General features: G+C 65.9%; 19 protein-coding genes. 15 read left to right on the top strand and 4 right to left on the bottom strand.

Going from position 1 to position 23,919, the window contains the following annotated elements:
* The first annotated feature begins 523 nt into the window (after positions 1–523).
* From BN973_RS19395 to BN973_RS19345, 11 genes are read left to right on the top strand one after another with little or no spacing between them, the layout of a single operon-like run.
* Positions 524–1,288: an MlaE family ABC transporter permease gene (locus BN973_RS19395; protein ID WP_036470215.1), complete on the top strand. Its 765-nt coding sequence runs from the start codon at positions 524–526 to the stop codon at positions 1,286–1,288.
* On the top strand, positions 1,285–2,133 hold the full coding sequence (locus tag BN973_RS19390) for an ABC transporter permease (RefSeq protein WP_036470213.1): 849 nt from the start codon (positions 1,285–1,287) through the stop codon (positions 2,131–2,133). The genes BN973_RS19395 and BN973_RS19390 overlap by 4 nt, the downstream gene beginning before the upstream one ends.
* A gap of 4 nt (positions 2,134–2,137) precedes the next feature.
* Positions 2,138–3,403 carry an MCE family protein gene (locus BN973_RS19385; protein ID WP_084163461.1) on the top strand — a complete coding sequence of 422 codons (1,266 nt, stop codon included), beginning with the start codon at positions 2,138–2,140 and terminating at the stop codon, positions 3,401–3,403.
* Entirely contained in the window at positions 3,400–4,428 is a 1,029-nt protein-coding gene (locus BN973_RS19380; RefSeq protein ID WP_036470212.1) for an MCE family protein, read from the top strand. The genes BN973_RS19385 and BN973_RS19380 overlap by 4 nt, the downstream gene beginning before the upstream one ends.
* Positions 4,429–4,472: 44 nt before the next feature.
* On the top strand, positions 4,473–5,594 hold the full coding sequence (locus tag BN973_RS19375; protein ID WP_036470210.1) for an MCE family protein: 1,122 nt from the start codon (positions 4,473–4,475) through the stop codon (positions 5,592–5,594).
* Positions 5,591–6,916, top strand: a complete 1,326-nt coding sequence (locus tag BN973_RS19370) for a virulence factor Mce family protein (protein ID WP_036470208.1) — start codon at positions 5,591–5,593, stop codon at positions 6,914–6,916. Before BN973_RS19375 ends, BN973_RS19370 begins: the two co-directional genes overlap by 4 nt.
* A complete protein-coding gene (locus BN973_RS19365; protein ID WP_036470206.1) occupies positions 6,913–8,034 on the top strand; it encodes an MCE family protein in 1,122 nt (373 codons plus the stop codon). Before BN973_RS19370 ends, BN973_RS19365 begins: the two co-directional genes overlap by 4 nt.
* Complete coding sequence (locus BN973_RS19360) at positions 8,035–9,504, top strand: MCE family protein (RefSeq protein ID WP_036470204.1); 1,470 nt, start codon at positions 8,035–8,037, stop codon at positions 9,502–9,504.
* A 15-nt stretch (positions 9,505–9,519) separates the two neighbouring features.
* A complete protein-coding gene (locus tag BN973_RS19355; protein ID WP_036470203.1) occupies positions 9,520–10,137 on the top strand; it encodes a hypothetical protein in 618 nt (205 codons plus the stop codon).
* Positions 10,134–10,721: a hypothetical protein gene (locus BN973_RS19350; protein ID WP_051641361.1), complete on the top strand. Its 588-nt coding sequence runs from the start codon at positions 10,134–10,136 to the stop codon at positions 10,719–10,721. Before BN973_RS19355 ends, BN973_RS19350 begins: the two co-directional genes overlap by 4 nt.
* 17 nt (positions 10,722–10,738) lie before the next feature.
* A complete protein-coding gene (locus BN973_RS19345; protein WP_051641618.1) occupies positions 10,739–11,221 on the top strand; it encodes a CAP domain-containing protein in 483 nt (160 codons plus the stop codon).
* A gap of 152 nt (positions 11,222–11,373) precedes the next feature.
* Here the strand turns inward: BN973_RS19345 and BN973_RS19340 are convergent, their stop codons facing one another.
* Both BN973_RS19340 and BN973_RS19335 read right to left on the bottom strand, forming a co-directional pair.
* Positions 11,374–11,592 (bottom strand): hypothetical protein, encoded by a 219-nt coding sequence (locus tag BN973_RS19340; RefSeq protein WP_036470201.1) that lies wholly within the window; start codon positions 11,590–11,592, stop codon positions 11,374–11,376.
* 101 nt (positions 11,593–11,693) lie between these two features.
* Complete coding sequence (locus BN973_RS19335; RefSeq protein WP_036472731.1) at positions 11,694–15,890, bottom strand: bifunctional nitrate reductase/sulfite reductase flavoprotein subunit alpha; 4,197 nt, start codon at positions 15,888–15,890, stop codon at positions 11,694–11,696.
* Positions 15,891–16,228: 338 nt separating this feature from the next.
* Here BN973_RS19335 and BN973_RS19330 point away from each other — a divergent pair, with 338 nt between their 5' ends.
* On the top strand, positions 16,229–16,702 hold the full coding sequence (locus BN973_RS19330; RefSeq protein ID WP_036470199.1) for an LppP/LprE family lipoprotein: 474 nt from the start codon (positions 16,229–16,231) through the stop codon (positions 16,700–16,702).
* A 62-nt stretch (positions 16,703–16,764) separates the two neighbouring features.
* Complete coding sequence (locus BN973_RS19325) at positions 16,765–18,207, top strand: nitrate/nitrite transporter (protein ID WP_232232114.1); 1,443 nt, start codon at positions 16,765–16,767, stop codon at positions 18,205–18,207.
* A 9-nt stretch (positions 18,208–18,216) separates the two neighbouring features.
* Here the strand turns inward: BN973_RS19325 and BN973_RS19320 are convergent, their stop codons facing one another.
* On the bottom strand, positions 18,217–20,163 hold the full coding sequence (locus tag BN973_RS19320; RefSeq protein WP_036470198.1) for an acyl-CoA dehydrogenase family protein: 1,947 nt from the start codon (positions 20,161–20,163) through the stop codon (positions 18,217–18,219).
* A 108-nt stretch (positions 20,164–20,271) separates the two neighbouring features.
* On the opposite strand from BN973_RS19320, the gene BN973_RS19315 reads away from it, so the two are divergent.
* Together BN973_RS19315 and BN973_RS19310 are read left to right on the top strand one after the other, a co-directional pair.
* Positions 20,272–20,994, top strand: a complete 723-nt coding sequence (locus tag BN973_RS19315) for a VIT1/CCC1 transporter family protein (protein ID WP_036470197.1) — start codon at positions 20,272–20,274, stop codon at positions 20,992–20,994.
* On the top strand, positions 20,994–22,115 hold the full coding sequence (locus BN973_RS19310) for an esterase-like activity of phytase family protein (RefSeq protein ID WP_036470196.1): 1,122 nt from the start codon (positions 20,994–20,996) through the stop codon (positions 22,113–22,115). The genes BN973_RS19315 and BN973_RS19310 overlap by 1 nt, the downstream gene beginning before the upstream one ends.
* Here the strand turns inward: BN973_RS19310 and BN973_RS19305 are convergent.
* Positions 22,074–23,919 (bottom strand): ATP-binding cassette domain-containing protein (locus BN973_RS19305; protein WP_232232113.1); only part of this gene is annotated, 1,846 nt, incomplete at its 5' end. The two genes, BN973_RS19310 and BN973_RS19305, sit on opposite strands and share 42 nt — an antisense overlap.

The following is a 23,919-nucleotide window of genomic DNA, read 5'->3' as shown; positions in this document are numbered from 1 at the left end:
GGCAAGGGCGCATACTCGCCGTCGAAATGTCCTCGCCTAAACCGCTTTTGCGATCACCCTGAACAAAATCCTGGTTAAGGGCGTGGCTCGTCGCCGACTGTTGCAGTCTGCGGCCGCAGCAAACGCCCGGCCGCGAACCACCGAATAGGATTCGCCCATGACGTAAAGAAATTCGCGCGGCGGTTTGACCGCTGGGGCTGCGGCTATTTCGTGCTCCCCGGCGAACTGGTGGGGGCGTTGCCGCGCCCCGCCCGACGCCACGGAGACCGCATGTCCTACCTACCGGCTGCCGGCAGGACTGTGTCGGCCCGGCCACATTTCTTCTGGGTGATTGCAACCCTGATGCCGGGCATCGCTTTGCCTCTAAATTTCGGCAATGTTCCATGCATGCAGCAAACCGCGCGGTCCGCAGGTTAACAACGCTGAGCTGTTGTGGCCCAGCTGATTACGGCCGAGTAAATAGTGTTACGAAATTGGGGAACCGCATGAGGCGAACCCACCGCCGCCGGTCTGAGCGGGGCCTATGAGCACGGCCATCGCCAAGCCGATGAACGCACTGGGCGAGTTCTTCATGCTCAGCGCCGAAGCATTGGTGACGGTGTTGCGACGGCCGTGGGCCTGGCGCGAGATTCTCGAGCAGATTTGGTTTGTCGCCCGGGTGTCGATCTTCCCGACGATCATGCTGTCGATTCCGTACACGGTGCTGATCGTGTTCGTGCTCAACATCCTGCTCGTCGAGATCGGCGCCGGCGACCTTTCCGGCGCCGGTGCCGGACTGGCGTCGGTGACTCAGGTCGGCCCGGTGGTCACGGCGATGGTCGTCTCGGGTGCGGGGTCGACGGCCATGTGCGCCGACCTCGGCGCGCGCACCATCCGCGAAGAAATCGACGCGATGAAGGTGATCGGGGTCAATCCCATTCAGGCGCTGGTCGTTCCGCGCATCATCGCGGCCACGTTCGTCGCGGTGCTGCTGTACTCGGTCGTCGCCGTCACCGGACTGACCGGCAGCTACGTCTTCGTGGTGTTCGTCCAGCATGTCACCCCCGGTGCGTTCATCGCGGGCATGACGCTCGTGACCGGGCTTCCGCAGGTTGTGATCTCGCTGATTAAGGCGACGCTGTTCGGGTTATCGGCCGGCTTGATCGCCTGCTACAAGGGACTTTCGGTGGGCGGTGGCCCGACCGGCGTCGGTAACGCCGTGAACGAGACCGTGGTGTTCTCGTTCATGGCCCTATTCTTCATCAACATCGTGACCACCGCGCTCGGAGTGAAAGTGACTGCCAAATGACCGATCTCGCACGCGGTCCGTCATGGCTGGATACCCTTGGCCCGCGGTTGGTGACGTCCACCCGCAAGCTGGGCGAACAGACCGAGTTCTACGGAAAGTCGTTGGTGGCCACCGCCGATGCGGTACGGCGCTACCCGAACGAACTGCTGCGCTTGATCGCCGAGATGGGGATGGGCACCGGTGCCCTGGCGGTGATCGGCGGCACCGTCGGCATCATCGGCTTCTTGACCCTGACCACCGGCGCACTCGTCGCGGTGCAGGGGTACGACACGCTGTCCAACATCGGCGTCGAGGCGCTGACCGGCTTCCTGTCGGCGTTCCTGAACGTTCGGATGATCGCCCCCTGCACGGCCGGGCTGGCATTGGCAGCCACGATCGGTGCCGGCGCGACCGCGCAACTGGGCGCGATGCGCATCAACGAGGAGATCGACGCGCTGGAAGTGATGGGGATCCGGTCGATCACCTACCTGGCATCCACACGGATCATTGCCGGCGTCCTCGTCGTCGTCCCGCTCTATGCCGTCGCGGTGTTGATGTCGTTCATCGCGGCGAAATTCCTCACCATCTACGCCTACGGTCAATCCCGCGGCGTCTACGAGCACTACTTCTCCACCTTCCTGCGCCCCAACGACTTGATGTGGTCGTTCCTGTCGGCACTGACGATGGCGACGGGTGTGATGGTGGTGCACACCTACTACGGCTTCACCGCGACGGGTGGTCCCGCCGGAGTGGGGGAGGCTGTCGGTCGGTCGGTGCGGTCGTCGATGATCGTCACGGCGTTTGTGTGCCTGATGATCTCGCTGTCCGTCTATGGGCAGTCCGGCAACTTCAACCTGTCGGGGTAGCCCAATGAGCAACCGTAATAGTGGACAGGCACGGCCAAACAGAGTCCGCAGCAGCAGGATTGACCCGATCTGGTGGGCGCCGACCTTGTTCATCCTGGTCGCGGGTCTGATCGCGGTGACCGCCGGCGCGTTCTCCGGCAAATTCGGCGACTTCATCCCGCTGACGCTGGTGGCCGACCGGGCCGGATTGGTGATGGAGCCGGGCGCCAAGGTGAAGTTGCGCGGAGTACCGATCGGCACCGTCGCCTCGATCGGCACCGACGTGAAAGCGGCTCAGTTGCAGCTGAAGATGGACCCGGGGCCGTTCAAGTATCTGCCGAGCAACCTCGAGGCCGAGATCAAGTCGACCACCGCGTTCGGATCCAAGTACGTCGACCTGATCGTGCCCGACCGGGCCAGCCGTACACCGTTGCAGCCCGGCGCGGTGGTGCGCTCACGCAATGTCACCGTCGAAGTCAACACGGTTTTCCAGAATCTGCAATCCGTTGTCCAGGCGCTCGACCCGGCCAAGCTGAACGCGATCCTGTCGGCCTTCGCACAATCGGTGCGCGGTAAGGGTGATCGCCTCGGACAGGCGATCACCGACGCCAACAACATCCTGCTGACCGTCAACCCGCGCATGGATACCATCCACCGCGACTGGCAGCTGTTCGGCAAGACTAGTGCCATCTATTCCGTTGCGGCGCGGGATATCCTGTCGATCCTCGACTCCGCGGCGACCACCAGCACCACCCTCACCGAAAACCAGCGGTCGCTGGACTCGCTGCTGCTCTCCGCGATCGGTTTCAGCCAGACCGGCATCAACGTCATCGGTAGAAACGAACCCGACATCGTGCGATCGATGAGCCTGCTCGACCCAACCTTGACCCTGTTCAACAAGTACTCGCCGACCTATACATGCCTGTTCCAGGGTGCACAGTGGTACGTCGACCACGGCGGACGAGATGCGCTGGGCGGCAACGGATACTCGGTCATACTCGACGCCGCGCTGCTCTTCGGTGACGACCCGTACCGGTTCCCGAAGCACCTTCCGAAGGTCAACGCCACCGGCGGCCCGGGCGGCAAACCCAGTTGCGGATCGCTACCCGACCCGAGCGCCAACTTTCCGGTGCGCGCGCTGGTCACCGACACCGGCTGGGGCGCGGCGCCCAACGAGATCCGCACCAACGTCGCCGCCGGAAACCCTTGGTGGGCCAACTACTTCCCGACCACGAAAAACCCTCCCGAACCGCCACGCTACTTCTGGCGCGGGGGGCAGCCGCCGCCATGAGACGCAAACTCTCCAGCATCATCGCGCGGGTCGCGATCTTCACGGTGGTGTGCCTGCTGTTCACCTTCACGTTGATCGCGGTGTTCGGGCAGCTGCGCTTCGAGGACCGCACCGACTACCAAGCGGTCTTCACCAACATCTCCGGGCTGAAATCCGGCAACTTCGTTCGTATCGCCGGCGTGGAGGTCGGCAAGGTCGGCGACCTCACCCTGCATCGCGACGGCACGGTCACCGTCGGCTTCGCGATCGACAAGGGGATACGCCTCACCGAGGGCACCAAGGCGGTGGTGCGGTACGAAAACCTGATCGGTGACCGCTATCTCGCGCTCGAAGAGGCTCCCGGACCGCCACGCCGGCTGCCGCCGGGATCGACGATTCCGCTGGCGCGAACCTCACCGGCCCTCGACATCGACGCACTCATCGGCGGTTTTCGTCCGTTGTTCCGGGCGTTAGATCCCGATCAGGTCAACGCGCTGTCCGGTCAGTTGCTGCGCATCTTCCAGGGGCAGGGCGGCACGCTGGCCTCGGTGCTGTCGCAGACCTCGATGCTGACCTCGACGCTGGCCGGTCGCAGCCAATTGATCGGCGAGCTGATCGCCAACCTGAACACCGTGCTGCACACCTTCGCCGCACGCGACCACGAGTTCTCCGACGGCCTGGACAAGCTGGCCGAGCTCGTGGAGGGCTTGGCGCAGCGCAAGGACGACATCTCCACGGGACTGGCGTATGTCAACGCGGCCGCCGGTTCGGTCACCGATCTGCTGGTCCAGTCGCGCCAGCCGATCAAGGACGTGGTGCACCAGACCGACCGCATGTCCGCACAGGTGCTCGCGGACCGCGACTATGTCGACAAGCTGCTCAAGGACCTTCCCGACATCTATCAGGTGCTGGCCCGTCAGGGGCTGAACGGTGACTACTTCGGCTTCTACTTCTGCGAAGTGCTGCTGAAGGTCAACGGCAAGGGGGGCAACCCGATCTTCGTCAAACTATTGGGGCAGCCCAGTGGGCGGTGCACGCCCCAATGAGAGTGCAGCCACCAGGCCGTCGAAGCCCGTTCGCGTTGGGACTGATGGGCACCGCCATCTTGGCCTGCATCACCGTCGTCGCCTTTCAGTACAACAAACTGCCCTTCGTCAAGAACACGGATGACTACGCCGCATATTTTTCCGAGGCGGGCGGCATCAAACCCGGTAATACAGTCCGGGTTTCCGGGATGGGGGTCGGCCGTGTTTCCGACATTCGGTTGGAGGGCACCAAGGTTCGGGTCGGTTTCACCGTCCGCCAGGGCATCGAGCTGGGCGACCGCACCGAGGCAGCGATCAAGACGGAAACGATTCTGGGCTCGAAGATGCTTGAGCTCACGCCGCGCGGGGAAGGCCGACTGTCGGGCCCCATTCCGCTGTCACGCACCCACTCGCCCTATGACCTTCCCGACGCGCTGGGCGACCTGACCACCACGATCAGCGGCCTCGACACCGTCCAATTGTCCTCGGCCTTAACGACGTTGGCCGATACCTTCAAGGAGACCCCGCCGAACCTGCGTCCGGCACTGGAAGGTGTGGCCCGGTTCTCCGACACCCTCAACGATCGCGACGCGCAGCTGCGCAACCTGCTCGGCAATGCCAACAAGGTGTCGACGGTGCTCGGCAAGCGCAGCCAGCAGATCGCCGGGCTGGTGGCGAATTCCAATGCGCTGCTGGCAGCGCTGCTCGACGAACGCGATTCGCTGGATGCCCTGATGAACAACCTCACCGCGGTGTCGCATCAGATTTCCGCGCTGGTCGACGACAACAGGACCCAACTCAAGCCGGCCCTGGACAAGCTCAACGGGGTGCTCGAAATCCTGGACAACCGCAAGGAAGACATCCAGAAGACTCTGCCCAAGTTCAAGCGTTATGCGATGTCGTTCGGCGAATGCCTGGGCTCCGGCCCGTTTTTCAAGGCCTATGTGGCCAACCTGATCCCCGGCCAGATCGGCGGGCCGGTCCTGGACGCGGACATGTACGACAGGTTCCTCGATCCCGACCAAAAGCTGCCCGCGGAGGCGGTGGACCCGCCAACGGGAACGCCACCCGTGCCGCCGGAGAACGCGCCGGTACCGCTCTGGTCCCAGCCGCCCTCACCGCCGCCCTCGACACCGCCGGTGCGGACCATCCCGCCGCCCTCACCCCACGATTTCGACGGACCATGAACATGAGCCGAGACACCCTTCGCAAGATCACCGCGACCAGCCTGGTGCTGACGCTGGCCGTGGGATCGTTTCTGGTCGCCAGGAATCTGTGGAAAGACGTCGAAAGGAACACGTACTCGGCGTATTTCACGGAGGCCAACGGCCTGTTCGTCGGCGACGAGATTCGCATCCTCGGCGTCGCAGTCGGCGTGGTGGACAAGATCGAGCCGCAGCCCACCAGCTCGAAGGTGACGTTCTCGGTCGACAAGCAGTACCCGATACCGGCCGACGCGCGTGCCGCGATCCTGTCGCCGTCGCTGGTGACGGCGCGGGCCATTCAACTCGTCCCGGCATATTCGGGCGGGCCCAAACTGGCCCCCGGCTCGTCGATTCCGCTGAACCGCACCGCGGTTCCGGTCGAATGGGACGACTTCCGCAAGCAGCTGGAAAAGCTGACCGAGGCCTTGCAGCCGACCAGCCCGGGGGGAGCGAATTCCGTCGGCGAGTTCGTCAACTCGGCCGCGGATAACCTGCGCGGCCAGGGTGACACGGCGCGCGACACCGTGATCAAGCTGTCCCAAGCGATTTCGGCGCTCGGCGATCACGCCGACGACATCTTCAGCACGGTACGGAATTTGCAGCTGCTGGTGTCCGCCTTGTACTCCAGCAGCGACCTGCTTGCCGCGTTCAACCAGAACCTGGCCAGCGTGACGACGGTGCTGACCAACAGCCCCCACGAAATCGGTAATGCGCTAACGGCTCTCGACGGGGCATTGGCGGATGTCCGCGATTTCCTCGCCGAGAACCGGGAGGCAATGGGTGTCACGTTCGATCGCCTCGGTTCGATCACGACCGCGCTGAACGACAGCCGCGGCGACATCAAGCAAATCCTGCACATCGCCCCGACGGTGTTCCAGAACTTCCTGAACATCTACCAGCCCGCTCAGAGCGCGATGACCGGCATCTTGGCGTTGAACAACTTCGCCGACATCCCGCAGTTCATCTGCAGCTCAATCGAGGCCGCGTCCCGCGCCCGCCTGGCACGGGTTTCGAAGCTGTGCCTGCAGTACATCAATCCGATCATCAAGAACCGCATCTACAACTACATTCCCGCGGGGATCAACCCCTTCGTCGGGACGCAGGCCCGTCCCAGCGAGATCACCTACAGCGAGAACTGGCTTCGGCCCGGCTACCCGCCCCCGGACGCACCCCCGCCGGCAGCCGACGCGCCGCCACCGGCGGACGCGGCACCGCCGGCCGAGGCGCCGCCACCGCCGAGCGCCGGCATGAGCTCGACCGACGTGCTGCGGAATCTGATGCTGCCGACGGGCCCACCCGCATGAGACGCGCGGTCGCCGCGGTGCTCGGTCTGGTGTGCGTCGCCGCGCTGTCGGGATGCGGATGGCGTGGCCTGAATTCGTTCACGCTGCCCGGTACCTCGGGCGGCGGGCCCGGCGCCTACACGATCCAGGCCCAGATGCCCGACGTCGTGACCATCCAGCAGAACACCCGCGTTCGGGTCGACGACGTCAACGTCGGCAACGTCACCAACATCGAACTGCAGGACTGGCATGCGCTGGTCACCATGCGGATCAACGGCGATGTCCACCTGCCGGCCAATTCGACCGCCAAGCTGGGCCAGACCAGTCTGCTCGGCTCGATGCACATCGAGCTCGCGCCGCCCAAGGATGAGCCGCCCGTCGGCCAACTGAAAAACGGCTCGATCATCCCGTTGAGCCGCGCGAGCCTGTACCCGAGCACCGAGCAGACGTTGGCCTCGGTGTCAATCCTGCTCAACGGCGGGGGAATTGGGCAGTTGCAAGAGATCAACCAGGCGGTAGCCAAGGCGTTCGCAGGACGCGAAAACGACATGCGCAGCCTGCTGACCCAGCTGGATGAGTTCATCGCCAAAACCAACGACCAGACCGACGACATCATCAGCGCCGCCGAGAATGTCAACGCCCTGGCGGGGCAGGTCGCCGCCAAAGACCCGGTCGTCGACAAGGCGCTGATGACAGTGCCCGAAGCGCTGGCCGTATTGTCGGCGGAGCGCACCAAGATCGCCGAAACGATCGACCAAGTGGGCAAGTTCAGCGCGATCGCGGCCGACACGATTCACCAGAGCCGGGAATCTATGGTCAACAATCTGCGCAACATCGCGCCGGTACTGCGATCGCTTGCCGATGCGGGGCCGTCGCTCACCAGAGGCCTGGACGGCTTGGCAACCTACCCCTGGCCGGCATCGACGGTGCGGAACTGGTTCCGCGGCGACTACGCGAACCTGACCCTGATCGTCGACTTGACCTTAAGCCGCATCGACCAAGGAATCTTCACCGGCTCACGATGGGAAGGCAACCTCACCCAACTCGAACTGCAGTGGGGGCGCACCATCGGCATGCAGCCCAGCCCCGTCACCGGCGGCAATCCGCTGACCTACCCCTACCATTTCGGGGGGTACTAAATGCTGCGCCTCAACCGCAGGACATGGATCCAGTTGGCCGTTTTGACGCTGGTGACCGTGGTGTCTTGTGGCGCAATGGCGTTCAACTTCATGAAACTGCCTGCGACGTTGTTCGGGATCGGGGAGTACAACGTCACCGTCGACCTGCCGCAGTCGGGTGGTCTCTACCAGACCTCGGTCGTCACCTACCGCGGCACCGACGTGGGCCAGGTCAAGTCGGTCGACGTCACCGCTACCGGAGTGCGCGCGGTGCTCGCGATGCGATCCGGCGTCAACGTGCCTGCGAATGTTCAGGCTTCGGTGCACAGCCGCTCGGCGATCGGGGAACAGTACATCGAATTGACCCCGCAGCAGGGACAGGATGGCGAGCAGTCCCGGCCATTGCGGGCCGGTGACGTCATACCGGCCGGCCACGTCGATGTGCCCGTCGACATCGGGCGCCTGCTCGACATGACCAACCGCGCGCTGCAAGCGATTCCACGGGACAACCTGCACACGGTGATCGACGAGGCCAGCCGCGCGGTCGGCGGCCTGGGCCCCGAGCTGGCCCGAATAGTCGACGGATCAACCGCATTGGCCACCGCGGGCGGCCAGACCATCGACCCGCTCGCGGCGTTGATCGACCAATCCCCGGCGGTGCTGAACTCACAGGTGCAGACGTCGGATGCGATCGCCGGGTGGGCCAGGCGGACGTCGGCACTGATGGCACAGTTCAAGGCGCAGGACGCGGCGGTGCGAGATCTGCTGACGCAAGGCACTTCCGGGATCGAAGAGGGACGGGCATTGCTCGACCGGGTGTCGCCGGCGTTGCCGGTGTTGTTCGCCAACCTGGTCAGCCTCGGCGACATCGCCGTCGTCTACCGCCACGACATCGAACAACTGCTGGTGTTGCTCCCGCAGGGCATTGCGGCCATGGCGGCGATCATCGTGCCGAGCTCGAATACCAAGCAGGAGTATCGGGGGGCGCAGTTGGACTTCAACCTCAACCTCAACCTGCCGCCGCCGTGCACTACGGGGTATCTGCCCCCGCAACAGCGGCGGTCACCGGCCAGCGTCGACGCTCCGGATCGCCCGGCGGCGGACCTGTTCTGCCGGCTGCCGCAGGACTCGGAGCTCAATGTCCGTGGCGTGCGCAACATTCCGTGTGAGGCTAAGCCATGGAAACGCGCGCCCACCATCGAGCTGTGCGAGAGCGACGAAGAATACGTGCCGCTCAACGAGGGCTACAACTGGAAGGGCGACCCGAACGCCACCACAACGGGTCAAGGCGTGCCGATGTATCCGCCGGGCCAGGACCCGCGGCTGCCACCGCCGCGGGGCACCGCGCCGTCGACCCCGCCGCTTTCCGTGACCACCTATGACCCGGCCACCGGTGACTACATAGGTCCCGACGGAAAGCGCTACACCGAGTCGGACTTGGCGCATCCGCGTGCCAATAACTGGCAGTCACTTCTGGTGCCACCAGGGTAGGAATGAAGGAGAAACATGGCCGACGCGCCGGAAACCCCGGAACCTGAAAAGCTCACTGAGCCAACGGCTACCGACGTCGATGCCGTTGATGACGAAGCCGGCGAGAGCGCAAGCCGGTTCGCCCGCTGGCGGCGGCGGGTCACCGCTCGGCGGCTGTCCCGCACCGGAGCAGCGCTGGCCACCGGCGCCGCGATCCTGGCGCTGCTGACCGGGTTGACCGGCTGGCTGGGATACACCGCCTACCAAAAGCACCAAGCCCAAGCCCAGCGTGAGCAATTCGTCCAGGTCGCTCGCCAGGGTGCGGTCAACCTCACCACGATCGACTACACCCAGGTCGATTCGGACGTGCAGCGAATCCTCGATCTGGCCACCGGGGCCTTCCGTGACGATTTCGAGCAGCGGGCCAAGCCGTTCATCGAGGTCGTCAAGGCGGCACAGTCGAAATCGGAAGGCACCGTGACCGATGCCGGTCTGGAATCCCAGCGCGGCGACTCGGCGCAGGTCCTGGTGGCAGTCGCGGTGAAGTCGCGAACCGCCGGTGGTGAAGAAGCGCCGCGGGAATGGCGGATGCGCATCGAGGTCCGCTCGATCGGCGACGATGCCAAGGTGTCGAACGTGGTGTTCGTGCCATGACCACGCTCAAGGAAGAACTCGCGCCCCAGACCCGCGACGAGGAGATCGTCGAGGACACAAAGGAATCCGCCGCTCTGGACTCCCCACCCGAACCCCGGCGGATCCCGTGGTCGCGGCTGCTCGCTTACGGCGTGTCGCCGGCGCTCGCACTGCTACTGGCGGTGGGGGCGGGTTATTTCCGGTGGGTGGCCGGGTCCACCGACGAGCTGGCGACCGCACGCACCGAATCCGTCCGGGCGGCAAGCGAAGACGCCGCGGCATTGCTGTCGTACCACGCGGATTCGGCCGACAAGGATCTGGGCGCGGCACGGGAGCGGCTGACCGGCGAGTTCAAGGACGCCTACGGAGACCTGATCCGCCAGGTGGTGATTCCGGGGGCGAAAGAAAAGCGCATCTCGTCGGTGGCCAAAGTGAGCGCAGCATCATCGGTTTCGGCAACCGACAACCATGCGGTGGCGCTACTGTTCGTCAATCAAACGGTGACCATCGGCGATGGTGCTCCCACCGATACCCAGCCCGTCATCAAGGTGACGCTGGACAAGGTCAATGGCCGTTGGCTTGTCTCGCGGTTCGACCCGGTGTGATTCACATGAGCGGGTGGATGCGCCTGCTTCCTGTCGTCGCGCTGCTGTCGACGATGGGCATCTGGGCGCCCCCGTTGGCGCGCGCCGACAACAAGCGGCTCAACAGCGCCGTCGTCTCCGCGGTCTACACGTTGCAGCATCAGGCGGGCTGCACCAATGACGTGATCCGAAACAATGCGCTGACGCTGGCCGCCCAATGGCATGCGGATGACATGATCAACAACCGAAACATCAACGGCGGCATCGGATCCGACGGGTCCACGCCGCAGGACCGGGCCAACGCCGCCGGATTCCGCGGCAAAGCCGCCGAGACGGTGGCGGTCAATCCGGCCATCGCGATCAGCAGCCTGGAACTGGTCAACCAGTGGTACTACAACCCCGACGACATGGCCATCATCCGCGATTGCGCCAACAACAACATCGGCGTGTGGTCGGACAACAGCCTGGACCGCACCGTCGTGGTCGCCGTCTACGGTCAACCCGCGCCGCCAACGCGCTAGATCACCGAGGTGTGTCGAGGGCGTCATTCGGTGTGCGCCCAGGGATTCGGCTGTGTATCCACGGCCGGCTCGCCCGGCGTGTCCTCGCCCGCACCGCACACCCGAAGCCGAGGTTGCACACCCGACGCGGCCGCTGGGTGAGGCCGATGCGCCTAGCCCGCCTCGGCGTCCAGCGGATCGTAGCCGGCGACGACATCGAAGTCGCGAGCCTGGGCACCTAGCGCGCGCCAGCGCTCGCGCGCTAGGTGCTGCATGTAGACCTTGTCGCGCTGGACGGGGGAGAACGCAAAATCGAGGTTGATGGGCAATCCCGCCCAGGCAACCTGGCCCGCCGGCAATTCCTGGTCACCCGGGTGATCGTCAGTTGCCATGCGGACACCCCTTCGTCGACTACGCGCCAGTTGTTGAGCACATGGTGCGACAGCGATGTTTCAGCCACGGGTGTCCGGCGTTTCAGCCGTATTACGGCTTCCTAGTAGACGTCGCGGTGGTAGCGCTTGTTCGCGCTCAGCGATTGCACGTAGTCCTTGGCCGCATCCGGGTCGAGGTTGCCGTGCTCGGCCGCGATCTCGCACAGCGCGTAGTCGACGTCCTTGGCCATCGGGTCGGCGCTGCCGCACACATACAGCTGCGCGCCGTCCTGCAGCCAGCTCCACAGCTGGGCGCCACGCTTGCGCATCAGGTGCTGGACGTAGACCTTCTCCTGCTGGTCCCGGGAGAACGCCAGGTCCAGCTCGGTGAGGAGCCCGTCGGCGTGCATCTTCTCGATCTCGTCGCGGTAGTAGTAGTCGGTCTCGGCGTGCTGCTCGCCGAAGAACAGCCAGTTGGGGCCGGTGTGGCCGAGCGCCCGGCGCTCCTGCAGGAAGCCGCGGAACGGCGCGATACCGGTCCCGGGGCCGATCATGATCATCGGCGTGTCCGACTCGCTCGGCGGCCGGAAATTGCTCGACGGCTGCAGGTAGACGGCGACCCGATCGCCGGGGGAGCGGTCGGCGAGGTAGGTCGAGCACACCCCGCGGCGTGGGACGCCCTGGTAGTTGTAGCGCACCGGCGAGACCGTCAGGTGAGCTTCCCCCGGGCATTCCTTGGGGCTCGACGAGATCGAGTACAGCCGCGGTTGCAGGCGTTTGAGAACCCGCAGCCACTCGTGGGCCGACGCGTAGACCGGCAGCTGCGCCAGCAGGTCGACGGCTTGGCGCCCCCAGGACCAATTGCTCAGGGCCGTCTTGTTTTCCGGCCTCAGTAGCTCCGCGAGTTTCTGATCGCCGGTGCGCTCTTGCACGAACCGCACCAGGTCGCGGCTGATGTGGGCGATCTCGATCCGCTCGGTGAGCGCGGAGCGCAACGACATCAGACCGTGCTCACCGACCTCGACCGGGGTCTGCCCGTTCAGCCCGGTGACGGACAGCCACTCGTCGACCAACTGGTCGCTGTTGCGCGGCCACACCCCGAGCGCGTCGCCCGCTTCATAACTGGCGGTCTCGTCGGAAAGGTCGAAGACGATCTGCCGCACGTCTTTTGCGGATTTCGGACCGCTGAGGGTGATGTTGCTGATCATGTCGGTGACCAGCGGGCGCTTCTTGTTGTACGCGGGCGCCTGGGGGCGGGGTGCCGAACGGGGCGCGGTCGTGGCGGGGGCCGGCGCCGGCGCACCGACGCGGGTGGGTGTGCGCCGTAACGCCTCGATGACTCCGCTCATCCACCCCGCGGCGGCGTCCTCGTAGTCGGGCTCGCAGTCGATGCGGTTGACGATGCGGGTGGCGCCCAGCTCCGCCAGTCGCTCGTCGAGTTTGCGCCCGTACCCGCAGAAGTCGTCGTAGTTGGAGTCTCCCAGGGCCAGGACGGCGTAGCGGGTGTCGGTGAGCCGCGGTGCGCTGTCACCGGTCAAGGCCCGCCACAGCGCGGCGCCGTTGTCCGGTGCGTCGCCGTCACCGGTAGTGCTGGCGATCACCAACAGTTCTTGCGTCGCGGCCAGGTCGGCCACCGGGAAGTCGTCCATGCTGTGCAGCGCGACCGACAGTGCGGCCTCGGCGAGCTGGGCCGCGCAAGCGGCGGCGAGCTCTTCGGCATTGCCGGTCTGCGAGGCCCACAACACCACAATCGGAGCCTGCTTCGGCGGGGTTTCGGCCGCGGGGGCCTTGGGCGGTTCGGCCGGTGCCTCGGCGGCGGCGGACGCCGGCGTCAGGGCCGGCATCGAGACCGGCGCCTCGGTCCGGGCGAACATGCCCGCGAGCAGACCGTCCACCCACAGCCGGGTGTTGGTGTCGAGTGGGGCGTTGAGTGGCAGGGTGGGCACCCCGACGTTGTGGCGGCCGGCTTCCGTGCGCAGCCCGGCCAGCACCCCGGCCAGGTAGGTGCGGCCCAGCGGGCCAAGCTGGGGAGCCGGTTCGTTTGCGACACCAAGGATTTCGGCGAGAGCGTCAACTTGCGACACGCTGATTTCCGTAACCTCCGTAGCTGCGGGGTCTGCTGTGCCGGTGGCCACCGAGGGCTCGGGCTCGATAACGAATTCCGATGTGGCGGAGGCGATCTTGGTGACCGTGACCGCACACGCCTTGAACTCGGGCTGGAATGACACCGGATCCACGGCGTCGTTGGTGACGGCGTTGATCGACAGGTATTCGCCGAACGCGTCGTTCCAGTGGAACGGCGCAAAGCAATTGCCCGGGCGCACCCGGTCGGTGACTACGACGGGCAGTACGGCTCGGCCACGGCGCGAGGCGATTTCGGCCTGATCGCCATCGGCGATGTCGAGCCGTGCGGCGTCGTCAGGGTGGATTTCGACGAACGGTCCCGAGTTGAGTTTGTTGAGCTTGGCGACCTTGCCGGTCTTGGTCATCGTGTGCCACTGGTGCGGCAGACGTCCGGTGTTGAGCAGGAACGGGTAGTCGTCGTCCGGCATCTCCTCGGGCGACAAGTGCGGCCGCGCGAAGAACATCGCCCGCCCGTTCGCGGTGGCGAACGCCAACCTCGGCACGGTGCCGTCCTCGCGGACCAACTGAGTCTGGCTGACACCGTCATTGCGGTAGCGAATCGGGTTGCGGTCGTCGGTGCTGTCGGGCGGGCACGGCCATTGCAGCGGGGTCTGCCGCAGCCGGTCGTAGCTCGCGCCGCGTAAGTCGTAGCCCGTCTTCGGATTCCAGAACCGCTTGATCTCCTCGAACACGGCCTCGGCGGACTCGTAGCTGAAGGAATCCGAATAGCCCATCTCGCAAGCGATCCGGGCGATGATCTGCCAGTCCGGAAGCGCCTGTCCGGGCGGTGGCACGGCGGGCTGGAACAGTGTCATGTTGCGCTCGGAGTTGATCATCACGCCTTCGGATTCGGTCCACAAGGCGGCGGGCAGCAACACGTCGGCGTAGCCGTTGGTCTCGGTCTCCAAGAAGGCGTCCTGGGCGATCACCAGCTCGGCTTTTTCCAGGCCGGCCAGCACTGTCTTTCGATTGGCAACGCTGGCAACGGGATTGGTGCAGATAATCCAGCAAGCCTTGATTTTTCCGTCGGCCATGCGGGAGAACATGTCGATGGTTCCGGTGCCGACGTCGGTGCGCAACGAGCCGCGGGGGATGCCCCACTGGTCCTCGACGAAGTCACGGTCGGCCGCCGAGGTCACCACGCGCTGGCCCGGCAGACCCGGCCCCATGTAACCCATTTCACGCCCGCCCATCGCGTTGGGCTGCCCGGTCAGCGAGAACGGGCCGCTGCCCGGCTTGCAGATCGCGCCGGTCGCCAGGTGCAGGTTGCAGATCGCGTTGGTGTTCCAGGTGCCGTGGGTGCTCTGGTTGAGGCCCATGGTCCAGCAGGTCACGAAGTTCTCGGCTTCGCCGATCCAGCGTGCGGCGGTACGGATGTCGTCAGCGGGGATGTCGGTGATCTTGCTGACCCGCTCCGGCGTGAAATGCTCGAGGAAACTCGGCATCTCGTCCCAGCCCTCGGTGAATTCGGCGATGAATTCGGGGTCGGTGTGACCGTTTTCGACGATCAGGTGCAGCAGTCCGTTCAGCAGGGCGAGGTCGGTGCCGGACGAGATCTGCAGGAAGAGGTCGGCCTTGTCCGCGGTTGCGGTGCGGCGCGGGTCGACGACGATCAGTTTGGCGCCGGCCTTGACGCGGTCCATCATCCGCAGGAACAGAATCGGGTGGCAGTCAGCCATATTGGCGCCGATGACGAAGAAGACATCGGCCTTCTCGAAGTCTTGATAGCTGCCGGGCGGTCCGTCCGCGCCCAGCGACAGCTTGTAACCGGACCCCGCGCTGGCCATGCACAGCCGGGAGTTCGACTCGATCTGGTTGGTGCCGATGAACCCTTTGGTCAGTTTGTTCGCGAGATACTGTGCCTCCAACGACATCTGCCCGGATACGTACAGGGCGAAGGCATCCGGGCCGTGCTCGTCGATGATGGCCCGCAACTGCTTGGCGGACTGGGTGATCGCCGCGTCGAGGTCGATCTGCGCCAGGGATTCGCCGCGCTCGGCGCGCCAATAAGCCGAATCCATCCGGCCCGGGGCGGCCAGCATGTCCGCGGTGGTTGTGCCTTTGGTGCACAGCCGGCCGAAGTTGGCCGGGTGGCTTTTGTTTCCAACAGATTTCGTAACGTGACGGCGACCGCTCTCCGGATCGGTTGTGATCTGCAACACCATGCCGCAGCCGACGCCGCAGTAGGCGCACATGCTGTTCACGGTGTCTTGACCGTGCTCTGCAGCCACGCCTACGTCCCTCCTTCTTCAGCGCGCACCGGTCTATCCGCTAAATCGTGCGTCAAGGATGTTTCGGCATCGGGTGTCCGATGTTTCCGCCGTTTTACGGCTTGATCTCACCGGCTCCGGACTCGAATGTGAGATGTCGCAGAAATCCATCGTCAAGCGCGTCGCCGCAGGTCAGCATTGATCCGCGATGAGGGCCAGATTACCCGCGAAGTCTTAGGAATTTCCCCGCAGAACGGGGGTTCGGACCAAACAAATGGGACATTCACAGTTTTCGCTAAGCTCACAATGTGCGCCGCCACTTTGTGATTTTTCTGGTCTTCTTGGCCGCGTCTTGCGGCGCAAAACCAACCGCGTCGCCGGCGTCGCGGGCGGCGGATACCTGCAAGGAGTCCGACGGGCCGAGCGCCGAGACCGTGCGCCGGGCGATCGCCGCGATTCCCGTCGAGGTTTCCGGTTCGAGTTGGGTCGAGATCGCCCGCGGGCACACCAAGAATTGCCGGTTGTATTGGGTGCAGGTCATCCCGACCATCGCCACCGAGTCGACTCCCCAGCAGCTCGTATTCTTCGACCACAACCGGCCGTTGGGCACTCCGACGCCAAACCCCAAGCCGTACATCGCCGTTCTGCCCGGCGGCGACAACGATGCGGTCACGGTTCAGTATCGATGGCAGACCGGGAACGAAGAACCTTGTTGTCCCAGGGGAATCGGTACCGTTAAGTTCCACATCGGTCCGGACGGCACGCTGCAAGCGCTGGGCAAGATTCCGCACCAATAGGTTTACCGCACATCATGTTCCGGTATTCCGCGAGATTCGGCATTGGTATCGGAGGGATTACAGTGCGGGCCAACATCCTTCGAAAGGCAACGCGAGCGGGTGGGTCACGTCACCTCTCGCACTGGGACGCAGAAGATCTTCAGGCCTGGGAGGCCGGTGGCAAGACGATAGCCCGGCGCAACCTGTTCTGGTCCGCCGTGATCGTGCACCTGGGCTATGCGACGTGGGCGCTGTGGCCGGTGATGGCACTGTTCATGCCCCGGGAGGTCTACGGCTTTTCCGCCGGCGACAAGCTGCTGCTCGGGATCACCGCCACGTTGGTCGGCGCATGCTTGCGGCCGACATATGCCGTGGCAACGGCGGTCTTCGGCGGCCGCAACCTGGCCATGTTCTCTGCGTTCGCGTTGGTGGTCCCGACGATCGGCGCGATGGTACTGCTTGCTCATCCGGGGCTCCCGTTGTGGCCGTACCTGGTGTGCGCGGGGCTATCCGGCGTGGGTGGCGGGAACTTCGCGGCCTCGGCAAGCAACGCCAACTCCTTCTACCCGCACCGACTCAAGGGCGCGGCGCTGGGGATCGCCGGCGGGATCGGCAACCTCGGCGTACCGACGATCCAGATCGTCGGGCTGATCGTCATCGCCGCCGCGGGCGACCGGCAGCCGTACTGGGTGTGCGGTCTCTACCTCGCCCTGCAGCTGACCGCGGGTCTGGGCGCCGCGTTCTACATGAACAACGTCGCCCAGCACCGGGTGGAGCCGGGTCGACTGCGATCGATCCTGTCGGCGGTGGTGTCCACCCGCGACACCTGGCTGCTCGCGCTGCTGTATCTCGGGACCTTCGGATCGTTCATCGGGTTCTCGTTCGCGTTCGCCCAGGTACTGCAGACCAGTTTCGTGGCCGGTGGACAGACCACCTCCCAGGCCGCGCTGCATGCCGCCGAACTGGCCTTCATCGGACCGCTGTTCGCCGCGCTGTCGCGCATCTACGGCGGCCGGTTGGCCGACCGGCTCGGTGGCGGCCGCGTCACGTGCGCGGTTTTCGTCAGTATGAGCCTGGTCGCCGCGACGCTGATCACCGTCGGCACCGTCGAGGATCCGCACGCGGGGCCGGTCAGCCCCGCGACGATGGCCGGCTACGTGGCCTGCTTCATCGCCCTGTTCACCTTGGCCGGGCTGGGCAATGGGTCGGTGTACAAGATGATCCCGACCATTTTCCAAACGTGCGGCCGGCACCTGAATCTGAGCGAGACCGAGCAGCGTCAATGGTCCCGCGTGCTCTCGGGCATCGTCATCGGCGTCGTCGCCGGCGTCGGGTCGTTGGGCGGCGTCGGGATCAACGTGGCGCTGCGGCAGTCCTATGTCAGCACCGGCACCATGACGCCGGCGTTCTGGATCTTTTTGTCCGGCTACGTCGCTGCCGCACTGCTGACCTGGGTCAGATACGCGCGCCGGCCGCTGAACATGCCCGCCGACCACGGCCTCGCCGACGCGGTCGACGGTGGCTGAGCCGACGGTTCAGTCGGCGTCGGGCAGGTTCTCCGGGTGCAGCATCTCGGCGTAGCGCAACGGCTCCGGGATACCAAAGCCGTCGACCAGCGTCTTGGCATGCGGGCGAAGGGCCCGGCACCGATCGTTGATGCCGCGGGTGACCGCCTTGGCCCGCCCGGTCGACAGGTAGCCGTGCTCGATGTACCAGGCCTTGTCATCCTCGATCACCGACAGCGCATACAGGTCGCAGACGATCTCCAATAGCTCACGGGCCGCTTCGTTTTCGCAGCCGTCGATACCGGCGACGAAGGCTTCCAACACGATTCGGTCGATGTGTGCGCTCGCCGCGTGCAGCACGTGATCCTGCACCGCGTTGAAGGCGTCGAACTCCGACATCTCCTTGGACTTGCCCTGTAGCCGCCGCGCGACCGACGACAGCAGGTATTGCTCGCGCTCTTCGAACATGTTGACCTGGGTGCCGCGGTTGAACAGGCTGCCCTCTTCTTCGCTGTCCTGGCGGGCGTCGATGATCGTCTGCATGATCGCTTCGGCCGCAGTGCGTTTCATCACCCGTTCGCCGACGGTGTTGGCGGCGAACCGGACCCAGTCGACGGGGCTCATGCTCTTGATGTCGTCGGCGTAGGCGGTCAGCAGTTCCTTGGCCACCAGCTGGGTCAGCACGTGGTTGTCACCCTCGAAGGTGGTGAACACGTCGGTGTCGGCCCGCAGGGCGATCAGCCGGTTCTCGGCCATGTAGCCCGCGCCGCCGCAGGCTTCGCGGGCTTCCTGAATGGCCTTCGACGCATGCCAGGTGTTGGCCGCCTTCAGTCCGGCCGCACGCGATTCCAGCTCGCGTTGTTCCTCGGCGTCGGGAAAGTCCGACGTCTGCAGGTCGTGGCACTTGGACACCAGCTCGTTCTGGGCGAACTGCAGCGCATACGACTTGGCTATCAACGGAAACAGCCGTCGCTGGTGCACCAGGTAGTCCATGATCAGGACTTCGCCCTCGTCGTCGGGCGCACTGAATTGCTTGCGCTGCAACGCATATCGAGTCGCGATGTCCAACGCGACGCGAGCGGCGTTACCGGCGCTGCCGCCGACCGTGACCCGGCCACGGATCAGGGTGCCGATCATCGTGAAGAACCGCCGGTTTGCGTTGTCGATCGGGGAGCTGTAGGTGCCGTCGGCCGCGACGTCGCCGTACTTGTTGAGCAGGTTCACCCGCGGGACGCGGACCTTGTCGAACATGATGCGGCCGTTGTCCACGCCGGGCAGGCCACCCTTGTAATGACAGTCCGACGTGGTCACCCCGGGCAGGTCGTTGCCGTCGGCGTCGCGAATCGGCACCAGCACGCAGTGCACGCCGTGGTTGACCGGCTCGCCGTCCTCGGTGGTGATCAGCTGCGCGAAAACCGCTGCGACCGTTGCTGTCTCGGCGGCCCCGCCGATGTAGTCCTTGCGGGAGGACGGCGTGGGGGAGTCGACGACGAACTCCTCGGTTGCGGCATCGTAGGTCGCCGTCGTCTCCAGCGCCTGCACGTCGCTGCCGTGCCCGGTTTCGGTCATCGCGAAGCACCCGCGAAGCTCGAGGTTGATGACCTTTTTCACATACGGTTCGTGATGGCGCTCGGTGCCCAGGTTCTCGACGGCGCCGCCGAACAGGCCCCACTGCACTCCGGCCTTCACCATCAGCGACAGATCCGACATCGCGAGCATCTCGATCATCGTGATCGCCGCGCCGACGTCGCCGGTGCCGCCGTGCTCCTTGCGGAAGCCTTCGTCGGGGATGCCCGCGGTCGCGATGAGCTTCATCTGCTCGAGCACCTTGGCGCGGGCCAGGACGGTGTTCGGCGTGTAGTGCGGACGGAACTGATCCCGGGTCAGCCATTCGCGCGTGTGGTTCTTCGCGTCGCGGAAACGTCCGTCCAACGCGTTGCGCAGGTGTTCGGCAGTGGTTGTCGTGTCTGGCGCCATAACCCGACGGTAACGTGCCGCCCACGCCGCGGGAATAACTCGCGGGTGTCGATCGGGTGGCGATGAAATCAGCGGTGCGGACGCGCCCGGATGCGATTAGATGTCGTCATGTCCCAGCCCGACACCCCGTCCCCGAACCCGGCGTTGGACGTCGGGCACACCCATCCCGATGTCAGCGGCGGCTGGCTGCGCGCGGCCACCTTCGGCGCGATGGACGGCCTGGTCAGCAACAGCGCCCTGATCGCCGGTGTGGGCGCCGGCGAAAGTGCCCACACCACGTTGGTCAGCGGTATCGCCGGTCTGCTGGCCGGCGCGTTCTCGATGGCACTGGGCGAGTATTCGTCGGTGACCACGTCCAACGAGCAGATCGACTCCGAGGCCTTCGTGGAACGCCGCGCCCTGCGCTGCCGACCGAAGGCCGAGCGGGCCGAGCTGGTCAACATGCTCGTCGAGATGGGCATGAGCGAGAAAACGGCGGCCACGGCGACCGACGAGATCCACAAGGACGAGAACCGGGCCGTCAGTTTCCATCTCGTGCAGGAGATCGGCCTGGATCCCACCGAGAAGCCGTCGGCGCGGCTCGCGGCGCTGGCGTCCTTCTTCATGTTCGCGATCGGAGCGGTCGTTCCGCTGATCCCTTACCTGCTCGGATACGGGTCGTTGCCGGTCGGCCTGGCGTGCGGTGCGGTCGGCCTGCTGATCGCGGGCGGCCTGACCGCCCGCTATACCCGCAAGCCAGTGTGGTGGGCCGCGACCCGGCAGCTGTTGTTCGGCGGGGTCGCTGTGGCCGCCACCTACCTGCTCGGTCTGCTGGTGGCGGCAGTCATTTGATGTCGGGACGGCTGCTCGCGCTGGTCGGGTTCTGCATCGCGTGGCTGCTCTCCGGTTGCGATGCGGCGCGCCCGTCGGCTCCGCCGAGCCCGTCCCGACCGGTGTTGGCCTATCTCGGTCAGGCGCAGGTCGAGTTCGGCACCACCTTCGCCGACACGGTGATCGGCGGTTTGTCCGCACTCAGCTACGACCCGGAGCGCCGGCTCTATTACGTGATCAGCGACGACCGTTCGGAAAGAAATCCTGCTCGGTTCTACACCGTGCAATTGTCGTTGTCAGACAAGGGAATTGACGGGGTTACCTTCACCGCGACCCGCCCGCTGCTGGACCGGTCGGGGCAGCCGTTTCGGCCGCAGGCGCTGAACACCACGCCGCCGGTGGTGCCGCCCGATCCGGAAGGCATCGCGTTCGACCGTGCCCGGCAGCGGCTGTATTGGAGTTCGGAAGGCGAGCGGCTGACCGAGGGTCCGGTGCTGCTGGACCCGTGGGTCAGGACAGCGGGACTCGACGGCGCCTATCTGGGCCAGTTCACCTTGCCGTCCAACCTGGCGATGTCCGCCCAGCAGACCGGACCGCGGCGCAACCGGGCGCTGGAGGGTGTGACGCTGACGCCCGACGGCGGATCGGTGTTCGCCGCGATGGAGGACCCGGGTTATAACGACGGTCCCGAGACGGGCGACGGGCACCGGGTGTTGACCCGGTTCACCAAATTCGACGTCGCCACCGGAATGCCGACCGCGCAATACGCCTATCCGATGGAGCCGCCCACGCCGCCGGCAGACGAGAACGGTGTCTCGGATCTGGTCGCGCTGACGGATACGTCGTTTCTGGTGATCGAGCGGACCGACTCGATGCCGCAGACCATCCGGGTCTACCGGGCCGAGATCGGTGCTGCCACAAACGTATTGGATATGCCGTCGCTGACGGATGTGACGCTGACGCCGATGGTCAAATCGTTGGCCGTCGACATGACCGCGACGCCGGGCCTGTCACCGCTGGGCAACGTCGAGGGCATCACGCTGGGGCCGAAATTGGCCGATGGCCGTCAGTCGGTCGTGTTTGTCAGCGACAACAACTTTTCACCCAGGGGGATCACGCAGTTCCTGCTGTTCGCGATGTAGTGGCCGTGGGCGGATGCCGGGTGCGGGCGGCCGCAGCCGGTACCGGGCAAACCCGGCCCACAGCGCCCCGAACACGGCGAGCACGATGACGTCGAACAGCCACCAGCCCGCATAGTGCGTCCACACCAAGATGTCGGCGGCCTGGCTGTCGACCCGGTGTAGGTCGACGGTCGAGGCGGCTGCGGCGAATCCCCACTGGGCCGGGACGAACCACGAGATCTGGTCGTAGCCCCAGGTGCCGACCAGCGTGATCAGGCCGCCGGCGAACAGCGCCGAAGCCAGGATCACCGGCACCGCCAGCAGCAGAGCCTCGCGCAGCGACCTGCCCAGTGCCGAAAGCGCCAGGCCGACGATCGCCGAGACGATGGCCGTCAGCGCCACGCTGACGTACAGCTCGACGGTCGCGTTCTGCAGCAGCACGGCGCCGCGCACCGGCCGGCCCTTGTCGGCGACGACGACGGCGAACAGGGCCGCCGTCAGGATGGCCGCGGCAGTGCCGGCGAAGAGGATCTTGGCCGCCAGATAGGCGGACGTCGACAGCCCGACGGCTTGCTCGCGCCGGAAGACGCGCCGCTCGCCGACCAGTTCGCGAATGGTCAGCGCGGTGCCCACCAGCACGGCGGAGAGGTTGAGTGCGGCCAGGATTTCGACGGCTTCGTGCGGGTTGTGGCTCGTCGGGCCGGGCCGGGAAAGGCCGGAGTCACCGGCAAGCAGCAGGGTCAGCGCCGCCAACGCGAACGGCAGCGCCACCAAGAACAAGCTGTATAAGGGGTCGGCGACGAGCAGCCGCGCTTGGCGACGCGCCACCAACCAGGCTTGCCGGGTCCGGGTGGGCGATCGTTGCGGCGGCCAGGGCGCGGCGACCTCGGGCGGTTCCGACGGAGCCCGCCGTGCGCTGAACGCACGGTGGGCCGCGTCGGGGTCGGCGCTTACCCGTGCGAGGGCTTCGGACCAGTCGGCGGTGCCCAGCGCGGACTCGATCTGCAGGGGTGCCCCGGCGAAGGCCACCGTCCCGGTTGCCGTCAGCAGCAGAACCTGGTCGCAGCTGGTCAGATGGGTTGGCGACGTGGTGGCCACCACGACGACACAGCCGAGGTTGGCCTGCCGTCGCAGCACCGCCATGACGTGCTTTTCCTGGTCGGCGTCCAGTCCGACGCCGGGCTGGTCGACCACCAGCAGGCTGGGTCGGGTGATCAGTTCGATCGCCACCGACGCGCAGCGGCGCAGCTCCGGCGACAGCTTGCCGATGCGGGTGGTGCGGTGCGGCGTCAGCTCCAGCTCCTCGAGCACCTGGTCGACCAGCCGTTCGCGATGCTCAGGCGGGGTGTCGGGGGGCAGCCGCAGCTCGGCGGTGTAGCTCAGGGCGCGTTCGACGGTCAGCCGCCGGTGCATTCGCTCCTCGCGCCCAACGATCCCGATGCGGGTGCGCATGGCCTCGGGTTCGGCGTACACGTCGTGGCTGTCGACGGTGATCTGCCCGGCGGTGGGCGCCCGGGTGCCGGCCAGGATCTCGAGCAGCGCCGAATTGCGGGCGCCCGATGGGCCGACGATCGTGGTCAGCGTGCCCGGACGCGCGGTGAGCGACACATCCGCCAGCACTTCGTGCCCGTCGGCGGTGAGCCCCAGCCGGTAGGCGTTGACGCCGACCGTGCGGGCATCGGCCGCCAGCGGCAACCGGTAGGTCGTGCTCGGCTCCTCGGTGCGGAAACTGGTGGTGGTGTCCGGACGGGCGGCGCGCAGCTTTCGCGTCGCCTCGGCCATCCGCTCGATCAGGCCGCGGCCTTTGGGCTGCTGCTGCGGCGCG

This window comes from Mycobacterium triplex (assembly GCF_000689255.1).
GTDB lineage: Bacteria > Actinomycetota > Actinomycetes > Mycobacteriales > Mycobacteriaceae > Mycobacterium > Mycobacterium triplex.
This window is presented reverse-complemented; position numbering and strand designations above follow the sequence as displayed.